The sequence below is a fragment of the Pseudomonas bohemica genome (assembly GCF_002934685.1).
In the GTDB taxonomy this organism is placed as follows: domain Bacteria; phylum Pseudomonadota; class Gammaproteobacteria; order Pseudomonadales; family Pseudomonadaceae; genus Aquipseudomonas; species Aquipseudomonas bohemica.
Map to the genome: position 1 here is coordinate 350128 of NZ_NKHL01000121.1, position 17567 is coordinate 367694.

Here is a 17567-nt window from a genome sequence, read left to right on the forward strand (position 1 = left end):
AAATCGGGCAAGTTGCATGGTTCATTCTGATTGATTAGGCGCATTGCATGGTAGCTGTCAGGCAAAAAATCAGATAACGCCCTGATCTGAGGCCTTTGGCTTCGAAAATCTGTGTGGCACGGCGATTGAAAACCGTTTTCTGAAGGCGCATGGGGAACAGAACGTCTGCCCGAATGCAAAGTCTCTCCAATAGGTACTTTTGTAACTGTCTGGAGAACTGCCATGCACCCGCTGAAGAAAATCGCTCTGGCCGTGGCCACCACAGGCCTGCTTGGAATGACGCCCGTCGTCGCGCAGGCTGCTCAAGGCGATTTGCAAACCCAGCTGGCCCAAGCGCGTCAGGAAGGTTCGATATGGACGGCCTTCGCGCTTAATCGCCATTTGAGTCCGTTCAACATCGGCGTGAAGGTTGAGCAGGGCACAGCCATTCTCACCGGCAAGGTGGAAAATGAAGTCGACAAGGAGCTGGCGACGCAAATCGCAGGCGATACCCAGGGCATCAATAAAGTCGACAACCAACTGCAGATCGATCCTCAGGTTGCAGCCGAGCCTGGTACCAAGCCCAACATGGCTCAGCGTTTCGACGACGCGACGCTCACCGCGACCATCAAATCCAAGCTGCTGTGGAACAGCGTGACCGAAGGCCTGAACATCGATGTCACGGCTGCGCAGGGTGTGGTCACGCTCAAAGGTCAGGCCAAGGACGCCGAGGCCAAACAGTTGGCCGGCAGTCTGGCGAGCAACACCGATGGCGTGACCGAGGTCAACAACTTGATCAGCCTCAGTGCGCGCGATACCCAGGCTATCAAGGAGCAGAACGAGGCGCAGGCTAACAGCGTGCGTGAAGAGTTCAGCGATGCGTGGATCACCAGCAAGGTCAAATCCAGTCTTATCTACAGCCGCAATCTCGACGGTCTGAATATAAAGGTGGAAACCAAGAGTGGTGTGGTGAGCCTCGATGGGGTCGTTGCCAATTACGCCGAAAAGGAACTGGCGGTGGAGATTGCCCGCAACATTCGGGGCGTGAAAGGCGTGGATGCCGACACGTTGCGGGTCATGACGCGCAGTGCTGGGTGAGCGGCCAATTACATCGCTCAATTCCTGATGCTAGCCGGTCCTGGGGGAGTGACCTTGCTCACGAAGGTTTGGTCAATCGGCCTATTCATATCGCTCATTTCGATGCTTTCGTGAGCAAGCTCACTCCCACAGGGTTTGCAGTGCTCATCGCGAAGGGGCCCCTCAATGTTTGCAATGCTCACTGTGAAGACGTTTCAGCCGCGACGAATTGCCTCAGAGCTTCGTGCAATACGCACGATGCCAAATGTTCAATCGTGCAGCTTGCGTGTAAGACCCTTCCCATGGCATGGATTAACCTATTGATTTGTAAGGTATTTATCGGGGCGGAAAACCTGGCACACAGGCTGCAATATCTCAGGTAACAAGGGTCTGAACGCCGACCGACAAGATTGCCTGGAGCTAGCTGAATGAACACTCAACGTCTCGCTGCACTGCGTATCTCTCCGCTGCATCTGCAGCAAGGTTTGTTCGCCAGTCTGGCGCTGATGATCACTTTGATCGTTGTTCAGCAGTTCGCGCATTGGAATCAGAATCAGCAGGTCATTCAGGTCCCGCATGTATACAGCCACGCCGCTCCCTTCGCCAAAGCCACCGCGTTGAAGGCGACGGATGTGGGGCTGAGTCTGCAGCCAGTTGATGACGCCGGCGCCGCCGTCGAGCCGGCGCCGCGTCAACAGAGTTGGGTTTTCTGATCATCAGCGGATGGTAGAGACGCGATCTACGCCGAGGGTCGACCCCGACGCCTGGTTGTAGCTAGAAATTAAAAACAGTAAGGAGAATCACCATGTTGAGCTGGGCAATCACATTTCTGATCATCGCTATCGTCGCAGCAGTACTGGGCTTCGGTGGTATCGCAGGCACCGCCACAGGTATCGCCAAGATTCTCTTTGTCGTGTTCTTGGTGATGTTCGTCGTGTCGTTCTTCTTCGGTCGTCGCGGTCGGGGCTGACAATAATGGCTGGCAAGCACTTCCATGCAATGACGCTGGCGTTCCTGGCCAGCGTCAGCGCCATGGCAATCGCAGCAAACGACGGGCAATCGCGGGTTAACGAACTCTTGAGTTCCGATCCCGAATATCGAGAGACCTGGTCGAGCGTGGTCAAGAAAGAAGAACGCTTACCCGATTGGGTGATCAATCTGTCCGGTTCGGCCGATCAGATGAATGCGGTGACCGAGGATGGTGACAAATACCTGGTAGGACCTCTTTGCGAAACCCAGGACACGTGCATTAACAAACGGCTCATCGTGGCGTTCAGTATGAATAAGGCGCATGCCTACGCGATGTTGGTCGAGGTACCAGCGGGATTGCCGGCGGATAAATCTCCGACCCGTCACGCTGATTACCGTTTCCTCGGCAAGCCCAATGAAGGCATGCAGGGCCTTTTGAAAGAACAGCTGAAGAAAGATCCAAACTGGTATTGATTCAGATGTAAAGGAAGGCCTGATTTTGGGTCTTGCTGATCGTCGCGCAGCCCGAGGAGGGTCTGTGCGTGACCAAGGGGCCGGGGCGCTATGATCAATGGAGTGGTTGCAGCGTGCCAGGTGTACAGGGAGTACTCCCATTCGTGGGCCGGGTCAGGAAGCCGCAAAGCAAGTCCATGTCAGATCGCCCAACAGGCTGCGATTCGACCATGGGCTTGCGACGCGCAGAGCTACGCTTATCACCTCATCTCCCTTTCGACCGTATATCGAGAAATCTCCCCTCTCGAGTGACGGCTCGGCCATGTGTGACCATTTTGTCACTTGCATCCTCTGAACCTCCCCTTATGTTGCTACAGGCAAGGTTGTAGCCAGTTATCAGCACCCATTTGCCCGCGCGGAAAGTTACGTTTTGCGGCAATTTCGCTTAAGTCTTTGATTTCGTTCATGCCGATTCGGCATGAGGTAGGCATTTACGGCATTAGACGCTGAGGGTCTGGATGGGAATAGTTGCGCCCTTTTTCCGCCTGCCGAGAGCTCGGACGCTCATTTGCAGAGACCTTCTGGACAGATCCAAGGGCATCCACGTCTCGATCCTGCTCTACAAGAGCATCTTCGAACGCGTCGGTGAGCAATGTCCACGCTAACTACAACAAGGTTAAAGACATGAAGAAGGCAAAACTCAGCCTGGCCTGGCAGATCCTCATCGGTCTGGTTTTGGGGATCGCACTGGGAGCGGCGCTCAATCACTTCAGCGCCGAGAAGGCCTGGTGGATCAGCAATATCCTGCAACCTGCGGGCGACATCTTCATTCGCCTGATCAAGATGATAGTCATCCCCATCGTGATCTCGTCTCTGGTGGTCGGTATCGCGGGTGTGGGCGACGCAAAAAAACTGGGCCGCATCGGTCTGAAAACCATTCTGTACTTCGAAGTCGTCACCACCATCGCCATTGTCGTTGGGCTGTTGCTGGCTAACGTGTTCCATCCAGGCACCGGCATCGATATGAGTACGCTGGGCACTGTGGATATTTCGCAGTACCAGAAGACCACGGCCGAAGTGCAGCATGATCACGCGTTTATCGCGACCATCCTCAACCTGATCCCGTCGAACATCTTCGCTGCAGTCGCCCGCGGCGACATGCTGCCGATCATTTTCTTCTCGGTGTTCTTCGGTCTGGGACTGTCCAGCCTCAACGCTGAGGTGCGCGAGCCCCTGGTCAAGGTCTTTCAGGGCGTATCGGAAACCATGTTCAAGGTCACCCACATGATCATGAATTACGCGCCGATTGGCGTGTTCGCACTGATCGCCGTGACCGTGGCCAATTTCGGTTTCGCCTCGTTGCTGCCGCTGGCCAAACTAGTGATTCTGGTCTACGTGGCCATCGCCTTCTTCGCTTTCGTGGTGCTGGGCCTGATCGCTCGCCTGTTCGGGTTTTCGGTGATCAGGCTGATGCGTATCTTCAAGGACGAGCTGGTGCTCGCCTATTCCACCGCAAGCTCCGAGACCGTGCTGCCGCGCGTGATCGAGAAGATGGAAAGCTACGGCGCACCAAAGGCCATCAGCAGTTTCGTGGTGCCGACTGGGTACTCGTTCAACCTCGATGGATCGACTTTGTATCAGAGCATCGCGGCGCTGTTCATCGCGCAGCTGTACGGCATCGACCTGTCCATCGGCCAGCAGATCATGCTGGTGCTGACCCTGATGGTTACCTCCAAAGGCATCGCTGGCGTTCCGGGGGTGTCGTTCGTGGTACTGCTGGCGACGCTGGGCAGCGTAGGTATTCCGCTGGAAGGTCTGGCATTCATCGCCGGTGTCGACCGCATCATGGACATGGCGCGCACTGCCCTGAACGTGATAGGCAACGCCCTGGCGGTACTGGTCATCGCGCGTTGGGAAGGCATGTACGACGATGCCAAGGGCGAGCGTTACTGGAACTCCCTGCCGCACTGGCGTAGCAAGGAATCCTTGCCAGCGGGTCAGTCGACTGTCGATTGATGGCTGAGTAGCGTGAGCACACAAACCCCGGCCCTGGCTGGGTTTGTTGTTTTCGGGGCCGCGTTGACGCCAATATATGAACCCGCCGCCTATCCCCTTTGGGAGTGAGCTTGCTCGCGAAGGCTAAACGTCAGCCGTGAATAGAGGGATGTATCCGCCTCTTCGGGAGCAAGCTCACCCCCACAGGAACCCGTTCCAGTCAGATAGGGCGGTTTGAGTGGTAGGGCATGTCCGGTAAGCGACAGCGGGGTTTGTTGTTTACGCCCCCGCCGCTATCATCCCCCGCATCTTGTGAGGGGGTTTACTGATGCTCAACGGCCTATGGCTCGGTTTTTTTGTGGTCGCGGCGGTTTCAGCGCTGGCGCAGTGGCTGATTGGCGGTAACGCCGGCATCTTCGCAGCGATGGTCGAAAGTATCTTCGCGATGGCCAAGCTTTCAGTCGAGGTCATGGTTCTGCTGTTCGGCACCCTGACGCTGTGGCTGGGCTTTCTCAACATCGCCGAGAAAGCTGGCATCGTCGACTGGCTCGGCAAAGTCCTCGCGCCCTTGTTCCATCGCCTGATGCCAGAAGTCCCCCGTGGCCATCCCGCGCTGGGTCTGATCACCCTCAACTTCGCCGCCAACGCGCTGGGCCTGGACAATGCCGCCACCCCCATCGGCCTCAAAGCCATGCGCTCGCTGCAGGAACTCAACCCCAGCCAAACCGTCGCCAGTAATGCGCAGATCCTTTTCCTGGTGCTCAACGCCTCGTCGCTGACCCTGCTGCCGGTGACCATCTTCATGTACCGCGCGCAGCAAGGCGCGGCCGACCCAACCATGGTCTTCCTGCCGATCCTGCTGGCGACCAGCGTCTCGACGCTGGTCGGCCTGCTGTCGGTGGCGTTCATGCAGCGCCTGCGGCTGTGGGACCCGGTGGTGCTGGCCTATCTGATTCCCGGCGCCTTGTTACTCGGCGGCTTCATGGCGATCCTTGCCGGTCTGTCGGCCACAGCCCTCTCCAGCCTGTCGTCGATCCTGGGCAACGTGACGCTGTTCGGCATCATCATGCTGTTTCTGGTGATCGGCGCGCTGCGCAAGGTCAAGGTGTACGAAACCTTTGTCGAAGGCGCCAAAGAAGGTTTCGATGTGGCCAGGAATCTGCTGCCGTATCTGGTGGCAATGCTCTGCGCGGTCGGCGTGTTGCGAGCGTCGGGTGCGCTGGATCTGATTCTGGAGGGCATCCGCCATGCCGTTCAGTGGATGGGGTTGGACACCCGCTTCGTCGACGCGCTGCCCACGGCGCTGGTCAAACCGTTCTCAGGCAGCGCCGCGCGGGCCATGCTGATCGAGACCATGAAAACCCAGGGCGTGGACAGTTTCCCGGCGCTGGTGGCGGCGACCGTGCAGGGCAGCACTGAAACCACTTTTTACGTGCTGGCAGTGTACTTCGGCGCGGTCGGCATCCAGCGCGCGCGTCACGCGGTGGGTTGCGCGCTGCTGGCGGAGCTGTCCGGAGTGATCGCGGCTATCGCGGTGTGCTATTGGTTCTTCGGCTCGGCGGTGTAATGCCTCTGACCCTGCTCCACGGTCCATTGCAGCACTTGGGCGGTGAGCGTATCGCTTGCGTACCCGAAGCCCGCCACGACGGCTGAGACCTGCTTGTCGGCGACGGGCTGATGCACTTCGAAACGGTGGCTGGCGATGATGCGTTGACGATCATCGGTCAGCCTCGCGTCCAGACGAATCACCACCTCAATGGCCTGGCCTCGATATTCACTCTGGAACGCCTGCAACTCCCCACCCAGCTCGAAATCCGCCTGCAAGTTGCTGTCATCGGTGCTGATCGACTGCACTCGGCCATCGCGATAAAACGCATCGGTCAAACGGTTGCGCAGCAACACCGGGGCCGGATCACTCCAGCGCGCGCCTTTATAGCTGCTGATCACGTCGCCCTGCGGGATGACCGCGATACGCGGGCTGTCGAGGGTTTCGCTGGATTTGGGGCGGGTCACGCGCAGCGACCAGGGTGCGGGCATTGCGGCCTTGTTGCTGATTGCCGTGGTAGGCAGGCGATAAACGTCCGATGGCTCTTGCTTGGGCAGAATCGAACAGGCGGTCATCGACAAGGCCATCGACACCAGCGCGCTTGTCAGCAACAGCCGGGTGCAAAGGTGACTGGCAAGCCTCATGGCTCGAACTCCTTGTTCTTGTCGCTACCGAGCAGGTAGCCGCTGGGGTTGGCGCTCAGGCTGCGCGAGATGGTCTTGAGCGAAGCCAGGGTTTCACGCAGCTCGCGAATCGCCGGACCGAGCTCGCCCAAGCCCTGTAGACCGCCGTCGACCGAGCCCTTGTTGGCCTTGATCAACTGGTTGATGGTCTCGGTGCTCTGTTGCAGCGACAGCATGGCCGCCTGGCCGGTAGCGATCGCTTGCTTTCCGTCGACCGTGAACAACAGATTGGCATTGCGCATCGCGGTGGAGGTCTGATCCAGCGTTGTGCTGGCCTGCTTGCTCAGCGCCAGCAATTGCTTGAGGGTCTGGCGGATGTCGTCGCGCTGGTCGGCAATCACCGCGGTGGTCTGTTCCAGATGCTCCATGGTATTGCTCAGGGCCTGAACGTTCTTCGACGACAAGAGTTCGTTGGTGTTGTGCAGCAAAGTGTTGATGCCGGTCAGCAGGTCGTTGCTGTCGTTGAGCAGGCGCGAGATCGGCGAGGGAGAGGCGATGATTACCGGCAGGCTGCCGTCGTCGGTTTTCAGGGCTTCGCTTTGTGGAGTGCCGCCGCTGAGCTGAATGATCGAGGTACCGGTGATGCCCGCAAGTGCGAGTTTGGCAAAGGTGTCGCGCTTGATCGGGGTTTCTCCGGCGACCCGAATTTGCGCGAGTACGCGGCGTGGGTCTTGCGGGTCGAGGCGCAGATTCACCACGTCGCCGACCTTGATCCCGCTGTATTGCACGGGGCTGCCACGGGAGAGGCCGGTCACAGCCTCGTTGAACACCACCTGATAGTCCTTGAAGGCGGTATCGACGCTGGACTTGGCCAGCCACAGGCCGAACAGCAGTGCGGCGGCGACCACGATCACCGTGAACAGGCCGATCAAAACGTGATGGGCGCGGGTTTCCATCATGAGACCTCGTGTGGGTGGGTGGCCGCTGCATAGGCCGAGCGGCCACGCGGGCCATGAAAATATTCGTGAATCCAGGTGTCCTTGTAGGCGGCCACCTTGTCGATGCTGTCGGCGACCAATACGTGTTTTTGAGCCATGACCGCGACCCGGTCAGTGATGGTGTACAGCGTGTCCAGATCGTGGGTGACCATGAATACGCTCAGACCCAGCGCATCACGCAAGGTCAGGATCAGCTGATCGAATGCCCCTGCGCCAATCGGATCGAGCCCGGCAGTGGGTTCGTCGAGAAACAGGATGTCCGGGTCCAGCGCCAGCGCCCGGGCCAGCGCCGCGCGCTTGATCATCCCGCCGGAGAGCGACGCCGGGTATTTATGCGCTGCCGACAGTGGCAAGCCCGCCAGGGCCATCTTGATTCCGGCCAGATGCTCGGCTTCCTCGCGGCTCAGACCGGCGTGTTCGATCAGCGGCAGAGCGACGTTTTCGGTGATGGTCAACGACGAGAACAAGGCGCCTTTTTGAAACAACACACCGAAACGTCGTTCAACCTGTGAGCGAGCTTTATCCGACAGATTCAGCAAATCCTGACCCAACACCCGGACATTGCCTTGAGCAGGCTTCTGCAAACCGACGATGCTACGCAGCAACACCGACTTGCCGCTGCCGGAGCCGCCGACCACCGCAAGGATTTCTCCGCGGTACAAATCCAGATCGAGGTTTTCGTGGACCACTTGCGGGCCGAAGCGATTGCACAGGCCGCGCACCTGAATGACGGCTTCGCTGGGTGAAACGCAACGTCGGGTCACCAGCCAATCTCCATGAAAAACAGCGCGGCCAGGGCGTCCAGCACGATGACCACGAAAATAGACTGCACCACGCTCGACGTCGTGTGAGCACCCACCGATTCGGCGCTGCCCTCCACCTTGAAGCCTTCCAGGCAACCGATCGCCGCGATGAAAAAGGCGAAGATCGGCGCTTTGACGATCCCCACCAGAAAATGCTGCACGCCTATATCGGCCTGCATCAAGGAAAGGAACATCGCGGGCGAAATGCCCAGTGATAGGGAACAGACCATGCCGCCGCCGACAATGCCACAGATCATCGCCAGAAACGTCAGCATCGGCAGTGAGATGAGCAAGGCCAGCACGCGAGGCAAAACCAGCATTTCTGTGGGACTCAGCCCCAAAGTACGCAGGGCGTCGAGTTCTTCGTTGGCCTTCATCGAGCCGATCTGTGCAGTGAAAGCGCTGGCGGTGCGGCCTGCCAGCAGGATCGCGGTCAACAGCACGGCGAATTCTCGCAAAAACGAAAAGCCGATCAAGTCGACGGTGAAGATTGTCGCGCCAAACGCCTTGAGCACCGTGGCCCCGAGAAACGCCACCACCGCGCCCACCATGAAGGTCAGCAGCGCGACGATGGGCGCGGCATCCAGGCCGATCTGCTCGATGTGCGCGATCACCGAGGTGGTGCGCCAGCGTTTGGGGCGCAGCATTGTGGTGACGAACGTTTGCAGGATCAATCCGATGAAGCCCAGCAATTGCAGGGTGTCGTCCCAGATCACTTCCACGGCAGAGCCGATTCGGGCCAGCAACTGGGTGCCGACCGCGACTTCCGGGTCTTTCAGCGGTTGGCAGTAATCGCTTAATGCGCTCTGGATCGTTTGCATCAGCGCGCGGCTGGATTCCGGGAGATTGGGCGCCTGAACAGCCAACAAGCGCAGGCGTTGCACGCCGAGCAGTTCGACCAAAAGCGACGCACCGGCCGTATCCAGCGCGCCCAGCTGGCTCATGTCCACCTGCGTTGCGGCGCCAAAACCATTGCTCAGCTCATCGGTTTGCCGCTTGAGGTCATGGTAATGGGGGAGCGTCCAGTCCCCGGCAATCCACAGCTGTGTGGGATTGGTCGATGTATCCAGTGAGACGCTGCCGGGTGTCTTGGCAGCGCTGGTAGTAAGGTGAGTCGATGGGATCATGGCAACGAGCTTAGTTGGTTTTGGCTGGGGCGGACGGGTTCCCAGCTGGCGCATTGTCATCGCCCTTGTCCGCGTCGGAATCATCCGGAGCCAAGGTGTCTGCACCGGGCTTCAGACCCGCAGGCGTGATCTTCTTGTGTGTCACCGCGGGCTGTTCGGCGTCGGTCACCTGGAAGCGCAATACGCCGATCATCTGGCCATCCTCTGTTACCACCCTCACCTGCCATTTGCCGAGTACATCCGGTGGAAAATTCTGCTTATGCGTCCACGCCCGATAGCCTTCCTTGCGTCCGCCGCGGATGTCCAGCGCGATGCGGTCGACTTCTTCGCCGTTATGTCGCCAGACGTGGTAAATCCGCTCGTCCAGACCACGCGGCGCATTGATCGAGGTGTAGGCATACAGCCCGCTGCTGCGCAGCTGATTGACGCCGATCTCTTGAATGCTTTCGCCGGGGGTGCGGTTGTGATTATCGAAACGCGCGCTCACCGCGACCTCGGTCAGCCACAGCGTCGCCGGCGGCACCCAGGAGCGCAACAGCCAGCCAGCGCCGCCAATGGCCAGTGTCAGCATCACCAACCCCACGCCGCGCTTCCAGTTGGTGACCGGGAAGCTCGACGCCATGCTCGGGATCGACAGCACCATCGCCGTGATCAGCGCCAGTTTGTAACTTTCGGCGGTGGTCAGGTGCAGGATGATCGGCAATGCCGTGAGCAGGGCGGCGAACAGGGTCAGGGTGTGCAGCGCCAGGAACAGCCAACGGCGCGGCGCGAGCCATTTGTAGTACAGCGGATCGGTGATAGACACCAGTCCCGCCGCTGCCAACAAGCCTGTGAATGCTAACTGGCCGCTGTTCCAGGTCGTGGTGACGAAGAAAAACGGCAGCACGAAGAACAGACTTTCCTGGTGGATCATCTGCGTGGCGTAACGCAGCAGCGGTCGGGGAATCTCGCGTTTGAAAATTTTGGCGATCAGCGCGACGGCGCTGTTTTCCACCATCAGCCAGACCCAGCTGACCAGCAGGATGACTGCGATCCAGGTCGCCAGCTTGGCTTGCCGGTCCACCAGAATGAAGCTGCCGATGCCAGAACAGAAACCGAAGAACGCAATCAGCCCCGGGTAGCGCTTGATGAACTCCAGTACGCGCTGTACGACGGAGTTCTGCATGAGGGCGTTGAGGTCCGGCATTTCGGTAGTCACTTAGAATGTGGAGGAAAATCGTTGGGAGGATAGCAATATCCAGCGGCGATTTAGCTGACGAGACGGTTTCCTGTAAGAGCCTGGCTTTCTGCGGGCCGCGATCGGATGAACGCGTCAGGTCAAACGGCGTCCTGTGCCGAACCCGTGGGAGTGAGCTTGCTCACGAACGCGGGGTTCCAGCCACAAGGGATGTACGGAATGTACCGGCTCCTTCGTGAGCAAACTCACTTCCACAGGTGCGGTGCATGCCGTTACAACGTCCGTTTCCTGTACACCCGCCAGCGCCACACGATCAGCAACGCCACCAAGGCAGCAAGCGCCAAACCGATCTCATACAACTCGTCGTAACTGAGCAACGGCTCTTCGATACGCAAATACCCCGATTGAGCCAGCAGCTGGCGCATGGCCTTGTTCGCCAGATCCAGGCTTACACCGCGTGTGCGCCTGGCCGGGTCTTCGAAGCGGCCGTCTTCATAATCGTTCAGCGCGCCCCAATAGTAATCGGCCAGCGCGCTGTTCCCTTGCGCCGCCCATGCTTGCTTGGCGATAGAGGCTTGTTGCAGGCGGGCGAAGGTAGCCGGGTCCATGCCTTCCTTACGCAGTCGCTCCAGCATCGAACGTACCGACGCCACCGCCGCATCGACCTGATCGCGATCCAGATCGGCATTCAGGCTGAGAAACCCCGTGTCGCCAAAAGCTTCGCGCTCAGTCCAAGGTCCATAGGAATAGCCCTTGTCCAGCCGCAGTTCGCTGTACAGCGCCCAGTCCAGATAAGCCTTCACCAGATCCCATGTCTCATCGTGTTGCTTGCCCATGTCAGGTTCGGGAAACAGCAGATGTAGCCTGGCGCCATCGCCCAGCGCGCCGCGAATCAGCGTGCGTTCGGGGTCGGCCTTTTCCGTGACGGTGGCCAGAGGGGGGTGTTCGGTCGGGTCCACAGCGTTGAGCTGGCCGAAAGTGCGCTCCAGATAGGCTGGCAGCAGCTTGTCCAGGTCGCCGACGATGATCAGCGTCATGTTGTTGGAGGCGTACCAGTTGTCGTGGATGTGCTCGATCTGCTCCAGCGTCAGATGATCGACATCCGGACGCTCTGGGCATTTGAGACCCAGCTCGACCGCCAGTTGATTGCTGGCGCTGTGACCAAGATCGCGCCTGTCCAGCCAGCGTTGCAAGTGAGAATAGTGACCGCCGTCTTCACGCTCGACGATACGTTTCACGGTATCCAGACTGGCTTGGGTGATTTGGGTGTGAGTCAGCACGCTGAGCAGCAAGTCCAGCACCTTGCGCTGGTTCTGCGCTGGCGCCTCGATCACGAAAGTGGTGTCAGTATTGCTGGTGAACGCGTTCCACTCCCCGCCCAGCGCCTGCATCTGTTGCTCCAGCCCACCCTCGCCGGAATCGTCAATGCCGCTGAACAGCAAATGCTCCAGTAGATGTGGCAGCTCTTTGTCGTCACAGGGGAAGTCGTCGAAACCGATGCCGACCACCAGTCGAATCGACACGTGGCCCTTTTCGGCCGGTTTGAGCAGCAACTGCAAACCATTGGGCAATACGTAGCCCTCCACCTGAAAGCGGTCGATGGCCATTGATGGAAGGGATGTCAGAAACAGAAACGCGAACAGCAGGCAACGCATAAAAACGGGCTTCCTTGCGGGCCGGTATGTGTAACAGACTTCCGTCCGGCCCTGGCGTTCACCACGATTATTCTGGCTGGCTTTCGCTGGACAGGGCTCCGGTGTCGATTGTTTCAAGAACGGCATAGGCGCTGCTGCAGAACAATGAATTCAGTCGTTTCATGTCAGCGATCAGCTCAAGATGCAACGAGCTGGTTTCGATACTCTGTACGATTTTACGTTGCAGCCTGCTGACATGGGCATGTGCCAGACGCCGTTCCTGTGCCCGGAAACGACGTTTCTCGCGCAGTAATTGCCGCGCGCTTTCCGGGTCGCCGCTGAGGAACACCGACAGCCCCAGCCGCAAATTGGCCATCAATTGCTCGTGCAGTCCAGAGAGCTCTTCCAGGCCAACGTCGGAAAACGAACGGCGTTGCGACGTCTTCTGCTGCTGAACCTTGCGCAGCATACGCTCGATCAGCCCGCTGGCCAGTTCGAGATTGATCGCCAGCTCGATGATCTCAGCCCAGCGTCGGTTGTCCTGATCGCTGAGGTCCTCACGTGGCATTTGCGCCAGATACAGCTTGATGGCGTTGTACAGCACTTCGACGTCGTCGTTCAGGCGCCGGACCTCTTGCGTCACGGCGGTTTGGTTACCGCGCAGCACTTCCTGCATCGCATTGAGCATGCTGTCGATCAGATCACCCATGCGCAATGTTTCGCGCACGGCATTGGCCAGTGCGAGGCTGGGGGTTGCCAGCGCCGTGAGATCCAGGTGGCGAGGTTTGGTCTGCCCGTTGACCTCGGCGGCTTGCGGCAGAAGCGACGCGCACAGCCGACCCATTGGCCCGACTGTCGGCAACATGATCAGGCAGCGCATGGAGTTGTAGATGACGTGGAAGCTGATCACCAGACTCGACGGGCTGACCTCCAGCGTTTCCATCCAGTGCACGAGCGGCGTCAGCACCGGGATGATCAGCAACAGGCCGATCAGCTTGTACAGCAAGCTGCCCAGCGCCACTTGGCGACCGGCGACGTTCTGCATGCTGGTGCTGAGGAACGCAAGCAGGCCGCTGCCGATGTTGGCGCCGATCACCAGACCGATCGCGACCGGCAAACTGATGATTTCCGCGCCTGCGAGCGTCGCAGTCAGCAGGACGGCGGCCAGACTGGAGTAGGAGATCAGCGCAAACATCGCCCCGACCAGGGCGTCGAGCAGGATGTCGCCGGTCAGCGAGGCGAAGAGTACCTTGACCCCAGCCGCCTGAGTGATGGGCGCAGCCGCAGTGACGATCAGTTGCAACGCCAGAATGATCAGACCCAGGCCGATGCCGACGCGGCCAAGCTGGCCGATACGGGTCTGTTTGCGCGAGAGAAAGAAGATCACGCCGAGGAAAATCAACAGCGGCGAGAGCCACGACAAGTCGAACGTCAGGATTCGCGACATCACCGCAGTACCGACGTCGGCACCGAGCATGATCGCCAAAGCAGGGGTCAGCCCCATCAGGCTCTGGCCGACGAAGGAAGTCACCAGCATCGCGGTGGCATTGCTGCTCTGCACCACAGCAGTGACGAGAATCCCCGCGACAAAGGCCAGCGGGCGTTTGGACATGTTCTGACTGAGCACACGACGCAGCTGCGAGCCGTAGACACGCAGAATGCCGGTCCGAACGATGTGCGTGCCCCAAATCAACAGCGCGACGGCAGAAAGCAAATCGAGCAGGGTCAGCATACGGAAAGCCCCCTGTTAATTGCCCGGCAGGCCAGAGTGACCAACGCCTGTTGGGCAAAAATTGAAAATGCAGCGTGTAGCGAGCGAAGGCGCTTGGGCAGGTTACGACAAGCACACTTAGCTAAAGCTTTTAGTCGGCTTGAGCCCTTATTGCCAGCATGGCACAGACCGCTATTTCTTGAAACAAATCTGTCACAAAATCAGCCTGTTGAAGGCCGACGACGACTCGTTGCAGGAGCGCGCTTGCCCTCGATGGCGGCGTGTCTGTGAAATCTGTTGCCTGACACACTGCCATCGAGGGCAAGCGCGCTCATACAAGAGTACGCCAACAAAAACGGGGCATCTCAAATGCCCCGTTCTCTTCACTCATCTACAACGCATCGGATGTTATTGACCCGGAACGTCCTTGCGAAGTTTCACCGGGTCCTTCATTGCCTTCTTCTTGGCCATGGCCGTGCGCATCTTGATGTTGATCGCTTCCACCGCCAGCGAGAACGCCATGGCGAAGTACACATAGCCTTTAGGCACATGCACGTCGAAGGATTCGGCGATCAGCACAGTACCCACGACGATCAGGAACGACAGCGCCAGCATCTTCAGCGACGGATGCTTGTCGATGAAGTCGCTGATCACGCCCGAGCACAGCATCATGATCAGCACCGCCACGATGATCGCAGCCACCATCACCGGCACGTGGGAGACCATGCCGACCGCCGTGATCACCGAATCGAGTGAGAATACGATGTCGATGATGGCAATCTGGATGATGGTGTACAGGAACAGACCGCCCTTGCCCTTCGGCTCGTCAATTTCTTCCTCTTCGCCTTCCATGCCGTGGTAGATCTCCTGGGAGCTTTTCCACAACAGGAACAGGCCACCGAAGAACAGGATCAGGTCGCGCCCGGAAATGCCCTGGCCCACCACCACGAACAGATCGTCGGTCAGGCGCATGACCCAGGTAATCGACAGCAACAGCAGGATTCGCGTGATCATCGCCAGCGCCAGACCGAAGATCCGAGTACGCGGCTGCATTGCCTTGGGCATGCGGCTGACCAGGATCGAGATCATGATGATGTTGTCGATGCCCAGCACGATTTCAAGGGCAGTCAGGGTGAAGAAAGCAACCCAGATCTCGGGGTTGGTCAGCCATTCCATTAGGTTTTCCTTTGAGCTTGTCTGATCCTCGCTGCCGCTTGCGCAGCGGCGAGGAAGTTGTGCCTTATAGACTGCTGTAGGCGGGGAATATCCCCATCAGCAGCGCGGCGACCATGATGCATACGCACACCAATACTGCCCACTTGAGGGTGAAGCGCTGGTGATCGCCGAATTCGATGCCCGCCAGCGCCACCAACAGATAGGTCGACGGAACCAGCGGGCTCAACAGGTGGACGGGCTGACCGACGATCGAGGCACGCGCCATTTCCACCGGGCTGATGCCGTAGTGCGAGGCAGCTTCCGACAGCACCGGCAAGACGCCATAGTAGAACGCGTCGTTGGACATGAAGAACGTGAACGGCATGCTGACGAGTGCGGTGATGACCGCCAGATACGGCCCCAATGCGTCAGGAATCACCGCTAGCAGGCTTTTCGACATGGCGTCGACCATCCCGGTGCCGGAAAGGATACCGGTGAAAATACCCGCCGCAAAGATCAGCCCGACCACGGCCAGCACGCTACCGGCATGCGCGGCGACGCGGTCTTTCTGCGCTTGCAGGCACGGATAGTTGACGATCATGGCGATGCTGAAGGCGATCATGAACAGCACCGGCAGTGGCAGCAGCCCCATGATCAGCGCGACCATCAGCGTCAGGGTCAGCGCGGCGTTGAACCAGATCAGCTTGGGACGACGGGCTTCGGGGAACTGCGAGACACTGATTTCGCTGTGATCGACCTCGTCACCTGGCAGATGCAGCTCGCCGAGGCGCGCACGCCCACGTTTGCCGTAGCAATAGGCGATCACCAGAATCGCGATCACACCCGCCAGCATCGCCGGAATCATCGGCACGAAGATGTCCGACGGGTCGACATGCAACGCACTGGCAGCGCGTGCGGTGGGGCCGCCCCAGGGTGTCATGTTCATCACGCCGCCGGCCAGAATGATCAGGCCTGCCATGATGCGCGGACTCATGCCCAGGCGGCTGTACAGCGGCAGCATAGCGGCGACGCAGATCATGTAGGTGGTGGCGCCGTCGCCGTCCAGCGAGACCACCAGGGCCAGCACGGCGGTGCCGACCGATACTTTGACCGGGTCGCCCTTGACCAGCTTGAGGATCTTGCGCACGGCCGGGTCGAACAGGCCGGAGTCGATCATCAGCGCGAAATAGAGAATGGCGAACATCAGCATTACGCCGGTGGGCGCAAGCTTGGTGATGCCGGCGAGCATCATGGGGCCAATGCCTGAAGCGAAACCGCCGAACAGGGCAAACACGATAGGCACGATGATCAGGGCGATCAGCGCTGACAGGCGCTTGCTCATGATCAGGTACATGAAAGCGACGACCATGGCGAAGCCGAGGAAGGTCAACATAGAAATACTCCAGGCGTTACGCGACGTGGGAACGGACGGGACGAAGCAATCAGCTCAAGGCGAGCCGCGCGTGGAGTCGGGGGGCGAACGAGGGGTGCAGCGGAGCAAAAGCGAGCATCAGAATCACCGAATTGTTGTTGTAGATGGGCCGGGCAACCTCGAAGAGCGTTCGCCCTGGCTTGGCCGGTCTGTCGCCGGCGGTGGGGAGATGCTAAAGGGCTTAGCTTTCAGCCAGCTTTCGTTGATGTTCCGCTGATCGATGTGGGAAAGATGAAGTAAAAAGGCGAGGAAACAGTCAGACGTTAAACACGGACCGGAGAATGATCATGAGTGAAATGCACACCGGCGGCTGCCATTGCGGCAACCTGCGCTACCAGCTCGACGCACCCTTGCGCGACATCGCTCATTGCCATTGCTCAATATGCCGGCGGACTTCAGGCGCAATCGCCGTGACCTGGATCACTGTGCCGCTGGAGGTTTTCAAGTGGACCGCAGGCAGCCCTGCGGCATACGACTCGAGCCCCACGTGTGTGCGCTACTTCTGCAATAACTGCGGAGCGCAGATTGCCTTGTTCACCCGCAACAGTCCTGAAACCATGGACGTCACCATTGCGACGCTCGACCATCCTGAACTGGCGCGCGCCGAGCGGCACATCTGGACCGACAGCCGCTTGCCGTGGCTGCATCTGGATGAGCATTTGCCGGGGGAGCCAGGGGAAACCGTTTGAGTAACAGATCGCCACCTATCTGTCGCAGCAAGGCTTGCCGGAGGTAGCGATTTCAAGGGTGCCGCTACAGCAAGCGACGTCGAACCTGTGGGAGTGAGCTTGCGCACGAAGGCCCAGTACATCCACTTTGTATCTGGCGTTTGGGAGTCAGTCTTCGTGAGCAAGCTCACTCCCGTAACTGATCGTTTGTACCGCAAGT

16 protein-coding genes are annotated in these 17567 nt (G+C 59.1%); 7 read left to right on the forward strand and 9 right to left on the reverse strand.

Going from position 1 to position 17567, the window contains the following annotated elements:
* Positions 1-222 precede the first annotated feature (222 nt).
* The 6 genes from CE491_RS29120 to CE491_RS29145 all read left to right on the forward strand — a co-directional run bounded on the left by CE491_RS29120 (position 223) and on the right by CE491_RS29145 (position 6040).
* On the forward strand, positions 223-1077 hold the full coding sequence (locus tag CE491_RS29120; protein ID WP_110951768.1) for a BON domain-containing protein: 855 nt from the start codon (positions 223-225) through the stop codon (positions 1075-1077).
* Positions 1078-1484: 407 nt separating this feature from the next.
* On the forward strand, positions 1485-1769 hold the full coding sequence (locus CE491_RS29125) for a hypothetical protein (protein ID WP_110951769.1): 285 nt from the start codon (positions 1485-1487) through the stop codon (positions 1767-1769).
* Between the two features lie 92 nt (positions 1770-1861).
* Positions 1862-2026, forward strand: a complete 165-nt coding sequence (locus CE491_RS29130) for a DUF1328 domain-containing protein (RefSeq protein WP_002555679.1) — start codon at positions 1862-1864, stop codon at positions 2024-2026.
* Between the two features lie 5 nt (positions 2027-2031).
* On the forward strand, positions 2032-2499 hold the full coding sequence (locus CE491_RS29135; protein ID WP_110951770.1) for an inhibitor of vertebrate lysozyme family protein: 468 nt from the start codon (positions 2032-2034) through the stop codon (positions 2497-2499).
* 663 nt (positions 2500-3162) lie between these two features.
* Positions 3163-4494 carry a glutamate/aspartate:proton symporter GltP gene (gene gltP, locus CE491_RS29140; protein ID WP_110951771.1) on the forward strand — a complete coding sequence of 444 codons (1332 nt, stop codon included), beginning with the start codon at positions 3163-3165 and terminating at the stop codon, positions 4492-4494.
* Between the two features lie 307 nt (positions 4495-4801).
* The gene (locus CE491_RS29145; RefSeq protein WP_110951772.1) at positions 4802-6040 is read left to right on the forward strand and encodes a nucleoside recognition domain-containing protein; all 1239 of its coding nucleotides are present in this window, start codon (positions 4802-4804) and stop codon (positions 6038-6040) included.
* Here CE491_RS29145 and CE491_RS29150 read toward each other — a convergent pair.
* From CE491_RS29150 to CE491_RS29190, 9 genes are all read right to left on the reverse strand, one after another.
* On the reverse strand, positions 6013-6663 hold the full coding sequence (locus tag CE491_RS29150) for an ABC-type transport auxiliary lipoprotein family protein (protein WP_110951773.1): 651 nt from the start codon (positions 6661-6663) through the stop codon (positions 6013-6015). The genes CE491_RS29145 and CE491_RS29150 overlap by 28 nt on opposite strands.
* Entirely contained in the window at positions 6660-7598 is a 939-nt protein-coding gene (locus CE491_RS29155) for an MlaD family protein (protein ID WP_110951774.1), read from the reverse strand. The genes CE491_RS29150 and CE491_RS29155 overlap by 4 nt, the downstream gene beginning before the upstream one ends.
* Positions 7598-8404 carry an ABC transporter ATP-binding protein gene (locus CE491_RS29160; RefSeq protein ID WP_110951775.1) on the reverse strand — a complete coding sequence of 269 codons (807 nt, stop codon included), beginning with the start codon at positions 8402-8404 and terminating at the stop codon, positions 7598-7600. Before CE491_RS29160 ends, CE491_RS29155 begins: the two co-directional genes overlap by 1 nt.
* Complete coding sequence (locus CE491_RS29165) at positions 8401-9570, reverse strand: ABC transporter permease (RefSeq protein ID WP_110951776.1); 1170 nt, start codon at positions 9568-9570, stop codon at positions 8401-8403. The genes CE491_RS29160 and CE491_RS29165 overlap by 4 nt, the downstream gene beginning before the upstream one ends.
* 10 nt (positions 9571-9580) lie before the next feature.
* Positions 9581-10756: a DUF5924 family protein gene (locus CE491_RS29170; protein ID WP_110951777.1), complete on the reverse strand. Its 1176-nt coding sequence runs from the start codon at positions 10754-10756 to the stop codon at positions 9581-9583.
* Positions 10757-11019: 263 nt separating this feature from the next.
* Positions 11020-12402, reverse strand: coding sequence for a M16 family metallopeptidase (locus tag CE491_RS29175; RefSeq protein ID WP_110951778.1), 1383 nt, complete (start codon positions 12400-12402; stop codon positions 11020-11022).
* A 67-nt stretch (positions 12403-12469) separates the two neighbouring features.
* Positions 12470-14113 (reverse strand): Na/Pi cotransporter family protein, encoded by a 1644-nt coding sequence (locus CE491_RS29180; protein ID WP_110951779.1) that lies wholly within the window; start codon positions 14111-14113, stop codon positions 12470-12472.
* A gap of 387 nt (positions 14114-14500) precedes the next feature.
* Complete coding sequence (locus tag CE491_RS29185) at positions 14501-15268, reverse strand: TerC family protein (RefSeq protein ID WP_110951780.1); 768 nt, start codon at positions 15266-15268, stop codon at positions 14501-14503.
* 64 nt (positions 15269-15332) lie between these two features.
* Positions 15333-16640, reverse strand: a complete 1308-nt coding sequence (locus CE491_RS29190; protein ID WP_110951781.1) for a CitMHS family transporter — start codon at positions 16638-16640, stop codon at positions 15333-15335.
* 326 nt (positions 16641-16966) lie between these two features.
* Between CE491_RS29190 and CE491_RS29200 the strand changes: the two genes are divergently transcribed.
* A complete protein-coding gene (locus CE491_RS29200; protein ID WP_110951783.1) occupies positions 16967-17368 on the forward strand; it encodes a GFA family protein in 402 nt (133 codons plus the stop codon).
* Positions 17369-17567: the final 199 nt, after the last annotated feature.